General features: G+C 64.9%; 11 protein-coding genes. 2 read left to right on the forward strand and 9 right to left on the reverse strand.

Annotated features, from left to right (window positions below; all coding sequences use genetic code 11):
* Window positions 1–55 precede the first annotated feature (55 nt).
* Entirely contained in the window at window positions 56–2575 is a 2520-nt protein-coding gene (locus tag ACOYR4_RS17900) for an ABC transporter permease (RefSeq protein ID WP_422847522.1), read from the reverse strand.
* Between the two features lie 70 nt (window positions 2576–2645).
* Window positions 2646–4346, reverse strand: a complete 1701-nt coding sequence (locus ACOYR4_RS17905; protein WP_422847523.1) for a C13 family peptidase — start codon at window positions 4344–4346, stop codon at window positions 2646–2648.
* 400 nt (window positions 4347–4746) lie between these two features.
* On the opposite strand from ACOYR4_RS17905, the gene ACOYR4_RS17910 reads away from it, so the two are divergent.
* Window positions 4747–4986: a hypothetical protein gene (locus ACOYR4_RS17910; RefSeq protein ID WP_422847524.1), complete on the forward strand. Its 240-nt coding sequence runs from the start codon at window positions 4747–4749 to the stop codon at window positions 4984–4986.
* A 137-nt stretch (window positions 4987–5123) separates the two neighbouring features.
* The gene (locus ACOYR4_RS17915) at window positions 5124–5474 is read left to right on the forward strand and encodes an RNA recognition motif domain-containing protein (protein ID WP_422847525.1); all 351 of its coding nucleotides are present in this window, start codon (window positions 5124–5126) and stop codon (window positions 5472–5474) included.
* A gap of 94 nt (window positions 5475–5568) precedes the next feature.
* Here the strand turns inward: ACOYR4_RS17915 and ACOYR4_RS17920 are convergent, their stop codons facing one another.
* From ACOYR4_RS17920 to ACOYR4_RS17950, 7 genes are all read right to left on the reverse strand, one after another.
* The gene (locus tag ACOYR4_RS17920) at window positions 5569–6510 is read right to left on the reverse strand and encodes a formate dehydrogenase accessory sulfurtransferase FdhD (protein ID WP_422847526.1); all 942 of its coding nucleotides are present in this window, start codon (window positions 6508–6510) and stop codon (window positions 5569–5571) included.
* Window positions 6511–6687: 177 nt separating this feature from the next.
* A complete protein-coding gene (locus ACOYR4_RS17925) occupies window positions 6688–7080 on the reverse strand; it encodes a hypothetical protein (protein ID WP_291447355.1) in 393 nt (130 codons plus the stop codon).
* An 11-nt stretch (window positions 7081–7091) separates the two neighbouring features.
* Window positions 7092–8321 carry a formate dehydrogenase subunit gamma gene (locus ACOYR4_RS17930; protein WP_422847527.1) on the reverse strand — a complete coding sequence of 410 codons (1230 nt, stop codon included), beginning with the start codon at window positions 8319–8321 and terminating at the stop codon, window positions 7092–7094.
* Between the two features lie 8 nt (window positions 8322–8329).
* The gene (locus ACOYR4_RS17935) at window positions 8330–8572 is read right to left on the reverse strand and encodes a hypothetical protein (RefSeq protein WP_422847528.1); all 243 of its coding nucleotides are present in this window, start codon (window positions 8570–8572) and stop codon (window positions 8330–8332) included.
* Window positions 8569–9186 (reverse strand): formate dehydrogenase FDH3 subunit beta, encoded by a 618-nt coding sequence (fdh3B, locus tag ACOYR4_RS17940; RefSeq protein WP_015015427.1) that lies wholly within the window; start codon window positions 9184–9186, stop codon window positions 8569–8571. Before fdh3B ends, ACOYR4_RS17935 begins: the two co-directional genes overlap by 4 nt.
* A gap of 23 nt (window positions 9187–9209) precedes the next feature.
* Window positions 9210–12176: a formate dehydrogenase subunit alpha gene (locus tag ACOYR4_RS17945; RefSeq protein WP_422847529.1), complete on the reverse strand. Its 2967-nt coding sequence runs from the start codon at window positions 12174–12176 to the stop codon at window positions 9210–9212.
* A gap of 14 nt (window positions 12177–12190) precedes the next feature.
* Window positions 12191–12400 (reverse strand): hypothetical protein, encoded by a 210-nt coding sequence (locus tag ACOYR4_RS17950; protein ID WP_015015429.1) that lies wholly within the window; start codon window positions 12398–12400, stop codon window positions 12191–12193.
* Window positions 12401–12508 lie beyond the last annotated feature (108 nt).

A 12508-nucleotide genomic window follows, 5' to 3' on the forward strand; every position in this document is an offset into this window, starting at 1 on the left:
CCCCATGACACCCACCGCCTGTCCAGGCAGTGAACTGGACCTGTGTGCCAGCGCGCTATTCAGCGGCGCGCCGTAGCGTATCCACCACAGGGCGCAGCAGCACCTCGCGCAAGCCCCACCAGCCCGCAGCCAACGCCAGCACCGCCCCTGCCAGCGCCCCCGCCAGCGGCACCCAGGGAGCGGCGGTCCAGGTGAAGTCAAAAACGTAGCGGGCCAGTGCCCAGCCCACGCCCACGGCCACGGCACTGGCCAGAAAGCCCGCCAGCAGACCCACGCCCACCAGTTCGGCCCGCTGCACCTGGCGCAGCAGGCTGGCCCGGGCACCCACGGCCCGCATGATGGCGTACTCCCGTGCGCGCTCCTCGCGGGTGGCGGTGACGGCGGCAAACAGCACCACCAGCCCGGCCGCGAGCGTGAAGGCAAACAGAAACTCCACCGCCCGGATCACCTGCTCCAGCACCCGCTGCACCTGGGCAATGGTGGCGCCCATGTCCACATTGGTGATGTTGGGAAACTGGCGTACCAGTGCGTTGTCGAAACCGTGGGTTTCGGGGGCGCGGTAGGCGGCCAGGTAGGTCACCGGAACGTCCTTGACCTCTGCCACCGGGTACATCACAAAGAAGTTGGCTCGCATGGAGCCCCAGTCCACCTTGCGGAGGCTGGTGATGCGGGCCTCGTCCTGTACACCGCCCATATCGAACTGCAAGCGGTCCCCCAACTGCAGGCCCAAAGTTTGGGCAATACCTTCTTCCACACTGATGGCGCCCTCCTCACCCGGCGTCCAGCGTCCGGCCACCACCTGGTTGTGCGGCGGCGCCTCCACGGCATTGGAGAGGTTGAATTCACGGTCCACCAGGCGCTTGGCGCGGTCGTCGGTGTAGTTGTCGGGGCCCACCGGCTTGCCGTTCACGGCCACCAGGCGCCCCCGGATCATGGGGTACCAGTCGTAGCGCGCCACGCCACTGTCCTTGAGCGTTTGCTGAAACGCCTCGGACTGGTCGGGCATCACGTTGATGACAAAGCGATTGGGCGCGTCGGGCGGCGTCGCCTTGCGCCAGCTGCTGATGAGGTCGGTGCGCAGCAGCACCAGCAGCACCAGGGCCAGCAAGCCCACGGCCAGGCTGCTGACCTGCACCACGGCATAGGCCGGGCGTGCAGAGATCTGCCGCGTGGCCAGCACCAGCCAGCGCGGGGCCGTGGCCTCGTTCACACTCTTGCGCAACAGCTTGACTGCCACCCAAGACAACCCCGCAAACAGCGCCACCGCGCCCGCGAAGCCACCCACGGCAATCAGCCCCAGCTTGATGTCGCTGCTGACCGCCAGCAACAGCGCCGCAAAGCCCGCTATGCCGACTCCCAGCACCGCCAGCGAGGCAGGCTTGAGTCCGCCCACATCGCGCCGGATCACCCTCAGCGGTGGCACCTGCGCCAGTTGCAGCACCGGCGGCAGGCCAAACGCGAACAGCAACGTGAGCCCCATGCCCAGACCAAACACCACCGGCCACAGGCTGGGCGGCGGCAACGCCGACTCCACGAGGCCCGCCAGCAGCAGCACAAAGGCGTAATGCACCACGTAGCCCAGCGCAACACCCAGCGAGCTGGCAAACAGGCCAATGAGCGCGAACTCGGTGGTGTAGGCCCCCGCAATGGTGCGCTGGCTCTGCCCCAGCACGCGCAACATGGCCGAGGCGTCGAGGTGCTCGGCCGCAAACCCGCGCGCGGCCAGCGCCACGGCCACGGCCGAGAGCAACGCAGCCAGCAGCGCCACCAGGCTCAGGAATTTCTGGGCGCGGTCCAGCGTCTGGCGCATTTCGGGGCGGCCGCTTTCCAGCGACTCCACGCGCACGCCATGCACTTCGGGTTTTTTGGCTTCGGCCACTGCCCACTCGTTGAACGCCTGGATGGCAGGCGCCGGGCCGATGACGGCAAAGCGATACGTCAGGCGGCTGGCTGGCTGCACCAGGCCCGTGGCGGGCAGGTCACGTTCGTTGACCATCACCCGCGGCGCAAAGCTCATGAAGCCCGCGCCCCGGTCCGGCTCGATGACGATGATGCGCGCAATGCGCAGCTGTGCATCGCCGAGCAACAGCTTGTCGCCCATGGCAAGGTTCAGCGATTCGAGCAGCGGCGCATCCACCCACACCTCGCCGGGCGCCGGGATGTCGCGCGTCGGCTGCTCCAGCGCGCCAGGAGCATCCGCCACCGTGAGGCTGCCGCGCAGCGGGTAGCCCGGCTGCACACTCTTGAGCGCCACCAGCTTGCTGGCGCCACCCTGCGCATCGCTCGCGCGGCCCATGGTCGGAAAGCCCAGCGTGGTCACAGACTGGAGCCCGAGCGCCTTGGCGCGCTCCACAAAAGCGGCTGGCGTCGGATTGTCGCTGGCCACCACCGCATCGCCCCCCAGTAGCTGCAGGGCATCGCGCTGCAGACCGCCTTGCAGGCGATCCGCAAAAAACCCCACCGATGTGAGCGCGGCTACGGCCAGGGTGACGGCCACGATCAGCAGGCGCAACTCGCCCGCACGCAGGTCCCGGGCCAGGGTGCGCCAGCCAAGGCGCAAAAAAGACAGGTTCATGGGCGGACCTTAGCGCAAAGCCAACGGGCTGGCGGTCTGTGGGGTGTTAGTGCCGGATCAAGGCCAACCTTCACGGCCGCGCGGTGGGGGTGGCAGCGGGCGCGGTCGCCGCAGCCGGCGACAGCGCCGGTTCTGCGCTGCCCCCTGCCACGGCGGGGATTTCGTTGGTGGCGTTGGTCTCCAGCGCCTGCAGCCGTTGCTCCAGGGCCTGCAACACCGGGGTGATCTTCGGGCCCACGCGGATCTGCGGGTTCGAGAAGCCATCGGCTTTTCCGGCCTCGACCTCGCGCTGCTGGATCAGCGGAACCGCTTTGGCAAATGCCTCGGTAAAAGAATGGGTCTGGCGCAGTTGTTCATGGAACACCGCGCGGCCAAAAAAGGTCAGCTCCGACAACCTGCCGCAGCCATACGAGGTGTGGGTGGCATCGGCCGCGGTCATGATCAGGGTGCTGTCCGTGGCCAGCGGTTCGATCCAGCCCCCGGAGAAGCATGCAGACACCGCGATCACCCGGTTGCGGATACCCGCCTCATCGAGCGCTGCACGCAGCATCTCGGGTGTCACCGGCGGCACCTCCAGCGGCCAGTGCGACGCCGCCAGCTCATGGTTGCGCGCGCCGTGCGAGGTCATGTAGATCACCAGCACATCGCGCTCCCGGTCCATGCGTGCGGCCAGGGCCGCAATGGCGCGCTGCAGGTTCTCGGACGTTGCCCACGGGTGGGTCTGCGCAGTGTCCGCATGGTTGAGCAGGTGCAGCACCCGCCCCTGGGCGTCAAACCGCTCCTGCAGCAGCGTGCTGACCATGCTGCTTTCGCGGCGGAACACGTTTTCATCCGCATACGGGGAAAACACCAGCCCGTAAACATCCGTCACCCCGGGGCGCTCGGGCGCCAGGGCCTCCACCTGTTGTTGCCACAGCAGCTGCTGGTCTTCAAACAGGCCCTGTGACAGTGCCAGGTGTGCAGGTTCGGGAAGCGGTGCACCGTCGGCAGACTGCGCAGAGGCATCCGCCAGCGCCTGGGCATCCTCCTCCCAGGGCTGGTCCTGAAACTGCCACATGCCCACGCCCACCACTGCGGCCATCGCCAGCCCAAACACCGCGGTTCGCACACGGGAGCGGATGAAGCGTGCACTCACAACCACCAGGGCGGCCAGCACCCACACAGTGAGCACACCATAGGCGACCCAGAAAACGATGCTGGCCACCGCGCCGCTCCACCACTCCGGCTGGTGAACCGCCATCCCCATCAACACATACAGCACCAGCAAGGGGCCCAGAGGGGCCCATGCCGAGAGCACATACCAGGCCGCCAATCCGCCGAAAGGGCCAAGGGACCCAGGCTCGCCCGCCAGGGCCGGCGCTCGCTGTGCGGGCGCCATGGCCCACCATGCCAGCCACAGCAGCACCAGGCCGCTCCACATGGGTGCAAGCCAACCCCGCAGGCTGAACTGCGCAGGGCCCACCACCTGCCACCGTGCGGCCCCCACCAGCAGCGCCGCGCTGATCAGCGACAGCACCAGCAATTGCCAGGGCGTAGGCGCTGCGGCCCCCGTGCGCGGCGCAAGGAACAAGGCCGCGCGCAATCCCTCGCGCATCCAGCCCCACAGCGAAAGGCGTTCCGGCGCAAGAGCCGCCCTGCCTACCAGCGATGGCGGCGGGTCTTGCGGCGATCGGCCCAAAGGAACTTCAATCTCTGTGTGGGCCAACTCGGGGCCCCACTGGCTGGGTAACGTGTCGGCCCAGGTGCTGCTGCTGGCGTTCAGGTCTTTCATGCGCGCATCATGCCATCGCAGGTTGACGTCTCGATGCGCATGATCGCAGCCGAAACTCGGAGGCTGCGCGCCACTCCGCGAGCCCCTGAGCTGAGCAATCCATAGCCTGCTCCATGGCGCCATTGCCCCGGCGCTCGTACCGCTGGCAAGCGGCCTTCCCAATGGCAAAATAAAACCAAAAATAATATTGATTTGATATTAAATAACTCATGGAGCATAATTCGGCTTGTTGCAGTTACCGCTCACGAAGCGAGCTGTCATCGCAACCCCTGCCTCCACGCGATTTCAACGTCCCAGGCGGGACGCCTTTGGCGACGCTTGTCGCCCAGTGGGTCTGAAGAGCTGCAGCCCACCGAGTCCATCGATGCTCACGCAAACCTGTGCAGGTCTGCGTTCCCGAATGCACCAGATTTCCAATAACGCCATCTCCATGGGCCAGTACGTCGTTTCGCCCGCGACACACCCTACCGACTGCGGCGGCTTTCGCGCCTCCTTCTCGGTCCAGCGCGCCGCAGGCAACGGCAGCTACTGCCGCGTATTCCGTTTTGACAAAGCCTTTGCCTCGCGCGAGGCGGCGCGGCTCTATGCAGTCACCCAGGGCTGGCTCCAGACCTGCATGGCGCACCCGCCCGTGTGCTGATGGATTGATCAGCCAACGCCAGATCGTTTTCACCAGTCACCCCCATCCACCCCTTCAGTTGCCAGGCCAGCCGGCGCGCGCAGCTGTCTCCCCACGGTTCGCTTTTCGTGCGCACCACCTCTCAGAAAGGCTCTTCTATGAGCAGCAAAATCTACGTGGGCAACCTGCCCTACTCCGTGACCGACGCCACCCTCGAAAGCAACTTCGCCGAGTTCGGCGGCGTGTCTTCCGCCAAGGTCATGATGGACCGCGAAACCGGCCGCTCCAAAGGCTTTGGATTCGTGGAAATGGCCAATGCCGAAGTGGCCCAGGCGGCCATCAGCGCGCTGCACGGCATGTCTGTGGATGGACGCTCGATCGTGGTCAACCTCGCCCGTCCCCGTGAAACCACCGGCGCCGCCGGTGGCTACAGCGCCTCAGGTTACAACACCAACAAGCGCTCGGACGTTGGCTATGGCAACGGCGGCTTTGGCGGCGGTCGCTACTGAGCCCCGACTACCCACCACGAAAAGCCGGCGCTCAGACGCCGGCTTTTTATCGTCCCGCCCCCACCAAGCGGTGCACGCCAAGCACCTCTGGGCCTCAGCGTGGGCCAGCGGTCTGCGCGGGTGGCACAACGGGTGCCTGCGCCAGCTCCGGCTGCAGAACCAGGCGGTGCGCACCGCTATAGCAGACAAAGCGGCGATTCGTGGCGCGCCCGATGGCGCACAGGCCCAACTGCTGGGCCACGGCGTGGCCCATCTGTGTCATGCCGCTGCGGGATACCACGATGGGCACCCCCATCTGCGCGGACTTGATGACCATCTCGCTGGTGAGGCGGCCCGTGGTGTAGAACACCTTGTCCGCCCCCGCCATGGGAACGGGCGCAGAGCCTTCAGCGGGGCTGCCTGACGCAGGCTTTTCAGGGTTCATCCACATCCAGCCGGCGATGGTGTCGATGGCGTTGTGGCGTCCGACATCCTCCACAAAGGTGAGCAACTCTTCGCCCTGGAACAACGCGCAGCCGTGGACCGAGCCGGACGACTTGTAGGTGGTCTCCTTGAGGCGAATCGCATTGACGATGCCGTAAAGCTGGCCCTGGGTCAGGCGGGCGTCGGGCAACTGAATGCGGTCCACTTCGTCCATCAGCCCGCCAAACACGCTGCCTTGCCCGCAGCCCGTGGTGACGACCTTGCTGGCCGTGCGCTCTTCAATGCGCGCAATACCGTGGCGCGTGCGCACGGCGGCCGCATGCACCTCCCAGTCGACCGTGATGGATTCGATGTCGTACACCGACTCGACCAGCCGCTGGTTGCGCAAGTAGCCCAGCACCAGCAACTCCGGTTGCGCACCCAATGTCATCAGCGTGACGAGCTCGCGCTTGTCCACATAAATCGTCAACGGACGCTCGGCCGGGATCTGCACCTGCTCGCGCTCGCCCAGCTCATTCACGATCTCCACCGCATGGGTGAGCGGGGCATGGGCCCGCGTCAAGCGCGGCAGCGCGGGCATGGACGAGCCGGAAGGGGCAGATGAAGAACTCATGGGGCAAATATACGCAGTGCGACACGCCAGCGGTGGGCGAAAGGGAATAGGTTGCGAAGTGGTTGCGCCACAGTGCCCCGGCATGTGGGCCCCGTCAGGCACCCTTCGCACCACCGCCCACAAAAAAGCCGCGCCCCACAAGGGAACGCGGCTCGTAGCCTGAAGCGACAGCGTGCGTCAGGACTTGGAGGCAGGCGCAGCCGCTGCTGCGGGCACCTGCGTGCTCGGAGGGCTGCTGGCCGTGCCTGGTGGCGAATGGGCGCCTGCAGCCTCGGCCGGTTTGGCGGCTGGCGGTGTGTAGGCGAAGGGGCCGGGATCGGCGCAAGCAGCTCCACCCGCAGCCGCTGGCTTAGCCGAGGGCGTGGTCTTGCGGTAGTGCGCGGCCACCTTGTCTTGCGACAGGCACAGCTTGTAGTTGTCCACCTTGCCGGCCCATGCGGCCTTGGCGGCAGCTTCAGCGGCCTTGGCAGCGGCCTCGGGGGACGGGGCGGGCAGCTTGGCGGACGCCACCGTGCATACGGCTGCCGCGCACAGCGCCAGCAAAGAGGTGCGGATGCTTGATCTCGTCATGGAGTGGATCCTCATACTTGGGCGGGCTGCTGGCCCGCAGATGCTGTTACGTCAGTCGCTGACTGGCTGGCGCTGCGCTGGCGCGGGATTTTGCCGGCCTGCACATCGTCGTACCACAGCTCATGGTGTTCCTTGGCCCAGCCCTCGCTCACATAGCCGGTGCGCATGGCCTTGTAGGCACCCTTCATGCCCACTGTGCCCATGTAGATATGACCACAGATCAGCGCCATCATCCAGATGGCCAAAGTGGCGTGGATCATGTGGGCGATCTGCATGTCGCCACGCACGTCGCCAAAGCCGGGGATGAGTTTGTCGAGCACCAGGCCAGTGGCCACCACGAAGATGCCGGGGATGGTGATGCCCCACCAGAACAGGCCCTTCTCGCCCGCATTGAAGCGGTGTGAGGGCACCTCGTGATTGCCCTTGCCCAGCATGCCGCCGCCCTTGGCCAGCCAGACAAAGTCGGCGCGGTTGGCGATGTTGTCTTTGATGAAGGTGAGGATGATCACCAACAGCGACACAGCAAACAGCGGGCCCACAAAGTTGTGCACGTTCTTGAGCGCATAGGTCAACCAGCCAAACAGCGTGGTCCCCAGAATAGGCAACAGGAAGAACTTGCCAAACGCCATCACGATGCCGGAGATGGCCAACGCGATGAATGCAAACGCATTGGCCCAGTGGGCCGCGCGCTCGAACGGGGTGAAACGCTCGATACGGCGGGGACCGGTGCCGTCGGGATGCTCATGCCCCAGCGGGCCTTTCACAAAGTAGAAGATGCCCAAAGCCAGCAACACGATGGCAAACAGCGCCGCACCATAGGGGATGATCCAGTGGTTACGCACTTGCCGCCAGGCTTCGCCCGCGTTGGTCACCCGCGAGCCGGGGTACTGCACAAAGCGCTGGATCAGGTTGCCCGCCTCGGGCGCTTGGGTCACCGGCAGGCTGCTGTAGCCCGTTACGCCCTGCCCCACCTGGCGCCACATGGGCGCGTTGTTACCGGGCTGCACCTTCATGCGTTCGCCGTTGCTCTGTTCCGCGTATTTGGGATCAGCGCTGGCGTCGGGTTTGACCTGAAAGATGTTCTGGCTTTGCACGCCGCCCACGGCAGCGGGCGCGGTGACGGCATCGGGCGCCGAGGGGGCCACTGCCGCTGCGTCTGGCGCAGCTGGCTGCGCCTGTGCTCCAGCCAGCCCACAGGCCAGACTGGCCACCAGGGCCATGGACCACACGATGTATTTCATGGTGGACCTCACTTCGCCTGGGTGCGGGTGTATTCGTTCTGGCCGTACTGCTGGCGCGCTTTCAATTGCGCTTCCCAGCTGGATTTGTCACCGGCTTTCCAGCCAGGCTGCGTGAAGTTGCTGCCAGTGCCCGCGTAAGGAGGAGCATCGCTGCGGATGCCCATGCCAGTCTGCGGTTTCTCGCCGCAGGCTGTGAGTGCCAGGGCGGCCACCGCAACGGCCAAGGTCAGGTGTACGGTGCGCTGCATCATGACTTGCCTCCTGCAGGCTGGCCTGCCTGTTGTGAGCCGTAGGCCGTGCCCCAGCCCCACACCTCGGCACCCTTGCCACGCTGCACCACGCGGTTGCGGAAGATGTCCGCCACCACATCGCCATCACCGGCCAGCAGGGCCTTGGTGGAGCACATTTCGGCGCAGGCGGGCAGTTTGCCCTCGGCCAGCCGGTTGCGGCCGTATTTTTCAAACTCGGCCTGGCTGCCATGGGTTTCAGGCCCGCCAGCGCAGAAGGTGCACTTGTCCATCTTGCCGCGCACACCAAACGTGCCGGACGCGGGGAACTGCGGTGCACCGAAGGGGCAGGCATAGCTGCAGTAGCCGCAGCCGATGCACACGTCCTTGTCGTGCAGCACCACACCCTCTTCGGTGCGGTAGAAGCAATTGACGGGGCAAACCGCCATGCATGGTGCATCGCTGCAATGCATGCAGGCCACCGAGATGGACTTTTCGCCCGGTACACCGTCGTTCAGTGTGACCACGCGGCGGCGGTTCACGCCCCAGGGTACTTCATGTTCGTTCTTGCAGGCGGTCACGCAGCCGTTGCACTCGATGCAGCGCTCTGCGTCGCAGATGAATTTCATTCGTGCCATGTGTGTCTCCTTGCGTGGCGCGATCAGGCGCGTTCCACGTTACAGATCGTGGTCTTGGTTTCTTGCATCATGGTCACGCTGTCGTAGCCATAGGTCGTCGCGGTGTTGACGGCCTCACCGCGCACCACAGGGGCTGCACCCTTGGGGTAGTACGCCAGCATGTCCGCCCCTTGCCAGCGGCCCGAGAAGTGGAACGGCATCCACACCGTGTCGGGTGCCACGCGCTCGGTGACCAGCGCCTGCACGTTGATACGCGCGCCCGTGGGCGAACTGAGCCACACGCGCTCGCCGTTGCGAATGCCCCGGTCGGCAGCAGTCTTGGGGTTGATCTCGACGAACGACTCCTGCTGCAGTTCGGCCAGCCAGGGGTTGGAGCGAGTTTCCTCGCCGCCGCCTTCGTACTCGACCAGACGGCCCGAACTCATGATGAGAGGGAACTTCTCGCTCACCTTGTCGGCAATGTTCTTTTCCTGCACGGACTTGTAGAGCGTGGGCAGGCGCCAGAAGGCCTTCTTGTCGTCGTGGGTGGGGTACTTGGCCATGAGGTCCGGCCGCGTGCCATACAAGGGCTCGCGGTGCTGCGGAATGGCATCGGGGAAGTTCCACACCACAGCGCGCGCCTTGGCGTTGCCAAAAGGATGGCAGCCATGCTTCATGGCCACGCGGATGATCGCGCCCGTGGGGTCGGTCTTCCAGTTCTTGCCTTCGGCCTTGGCCTTTTCGGCATCGCTCAGGTCGTCCCACCAGCCCAGCTTTTTCAGTAGCACGTGGTCGAACTCGGGGTAGCCCGTGGTGATCTCGCAGCCCAGCGAATGCGAGCCGTCTTCGGCCAGCAGGTTGATGCCGTCTTTTTCCACCCCAAAGTTGGCGCGGAAGTTACCGCCGCCGTCCATCACATGCTTGGAGGTGTCGTACAGGTTGGGCGAGCCGGGGTGCTTGAGCTCGGGCGTGCCATAGCAGGGCCAGGGCAAGCCGAAGTAGTCGCCGCCAAAGTCGTAGCCGGTTTCCTTGTCCTTGCCACCCTTGGCCTTGAGGGTCTTCACATCGAACAAGTGCATGTTCTTCATGTGGGCCTTCAGGCGTTCAGGGCTCTGGCCGGTGTAGCCAATGGTCCAGACCGACTTGTTGATTTCGCGCAGGATGTCCTCGGGCACGGGCTCGTCCATGCCCTTGACCTTCTGCATCTTGTAGTTCTTGCACAGCTCGTCGGCAAAGCCGAGCTTTTGCGCGAACTGGTACATGATCATGTGGTCGGAGCGGCTCTCCCACAGCGGCTCGATCACCTTCTCGCGCCACTGGATGGAACGGTTGGAGGCGGTGCACGATCCGCTGGTCTCGAACTGCGTGGCCGCTGGCAGCAGGTACACCGCGCGGTTGGGGTTCAAGTCCTCAGCCTTGCCAGGCATGGCGGCCATGGCGGCGGTGGCCGATGGATACGGGTCCACCACCACCAGCAGGTCGAGCTTGTCCATGGCGCGCTTCATTTCGAGGCCACGGGTCTGCGAGTTGGGTGCATGGCCCCAGAAGAACACGCCGCGCAGGTTGGAGTCCTGATCGATCAGCTCGTTGTTCTCCAGCACGCCGTCGATCCAGCGCGACACGGTGATGCCGTTCTTGGTCATCATCGCGGGCGATGCGTACTGCTTCTTGATCCACTCGAAGTCCACACCCCACACGTTGGCGAAGTGCTTCCAAGAGCCCTCGGCCAGGCCGTAGTAGCCAGGCAGCGAGTCGGGGTTGGGGCCGACGTCGGTCGCGCCCTGCACGTTGTCGTGGCCACGGAAGATGTTGGTGCCGCCGCCGCTCTTGCCGACGTTGCCCAGGGCCAATTGCAGGATGCACGACGCACGCACCATGGCGTTGCCAATGGTGTGCTGGGTCTGCCCCATGCACCAGACGATGGTGCCGGGGTTGTTGTCGTGCAGCATCTTGGCGACCTTGAACATCTGGTCTTCCTTGACGCCGCAGGCCTCTTCGACCTTGTCCGGGGTCCACTTGGCCAGCACTTCGTCGCGCACCTTGTCCATGCCATAGACACGGTCGTTGATGTACTTCTTATCTTCCCAGCCGTTCTTGAAGATGTGGTACAGCAGACCGAACAGGAACGGAATGTCGGTGCCCGAGCGGATGCGCACGTACTCGTCGGCCTTGGCCGCCGTGCGGGTGAAGCGCGGGTCCACCACGATCATCTTGCAGCCGGTTTCCTTGGCGTGCAGCATGTGCAGCATGGACACCGGATGGGCCTCGGCCGCGTTGGAGCCGATGTACAGAGCGACCTTGCTGTTCTGCATGTCGTTGTACGAATTGGTCATGGCGCCATAGCCCCAGGTGTTCGCCACACCTGCCACCGTGGTCGAGTGGCAAATGCGCGCCTGGTGGTCGCAGTTGTTGGTGCCCCAGAAGCTCACGAACTTGCGCAGCAGGTAGGCCTGTTCGTTGTTGTGCTTGGACGAACCCACGAAGTACACGCTGTCAGGGCCGCTGGCCTTGCGCAGCTCCTGCATCTTGGCAGTGATCTCGTTCAGTGCCGTGTCCCAGCTGATGCGCTCGTACTTGCCGTTGACGAGCTTCATGGGGTAACGCAGGCGGTACTCGCCGTGGCCGTGCTCACGCAAGGCCGCGCCCTTTGCGCAGTGGGCGCCCAGGTTGATGGGCGAGTCGAACACCGCCTCCTGGCGCACCCACACACCGTTTTCAACCACCGCATCCACGGCGCAACCCACCGAGCAGTGGGTGCACACGGTGCGGCGCACTTCAATCTTGCTGTCGCCGATGCCAACCTTGGCACCTTCGGCGGCGTTGGATTTCTTGACCAGCGTGAGCTGGGACGCGGCGATGCCCACGCCCACCCCCAGACCGGAGCGACGCAGGAACGAGCGGCGGTCCATGGTGGGCAGGGCCTGCGACAGGCCACGGCGCAGGCTGTGCACAAAAGGCGACGCAGAGCTGTTGCCCTGCACGGAATGGGAAGACTTCTTGGTTAGCAACATGGCGTGCCCCGATGTCAGAGTTGGGTGGTCTTGTAGTACTGCTTCACGCGGGCAGACAGGTGGTAACCACCGCCCTTTTCGGGAGCGACGCGCGCGGGCTCGGACACCACGGCATCGGACGGAGCCACTTGGGGAAGGGCCACCACGGCGGCTGCGGCAGCACCTACGGTGGCAGCACCGGAGAAGAAGCTCCGGCGGGAGGAATTTGGCTGGCTGTTCTGCATGCTTGTCTCCAGAAAGGCTGGCAGCTATGAAACGGAATTCATACAGTCTATGTCAGTGTGTAAAAACCCGCCATCGGGCTTTACAACTCCCAGTAACACACTCATCTT

It is taken from the genome of Acidovorax sp. M14 (assembly GCF_049331375.1).
GTDB lineage: Bacteria > Pseudomonadota > Gammaproteobacteria > Burkholderiales > Burkholderiaceae_C > Acidovorax.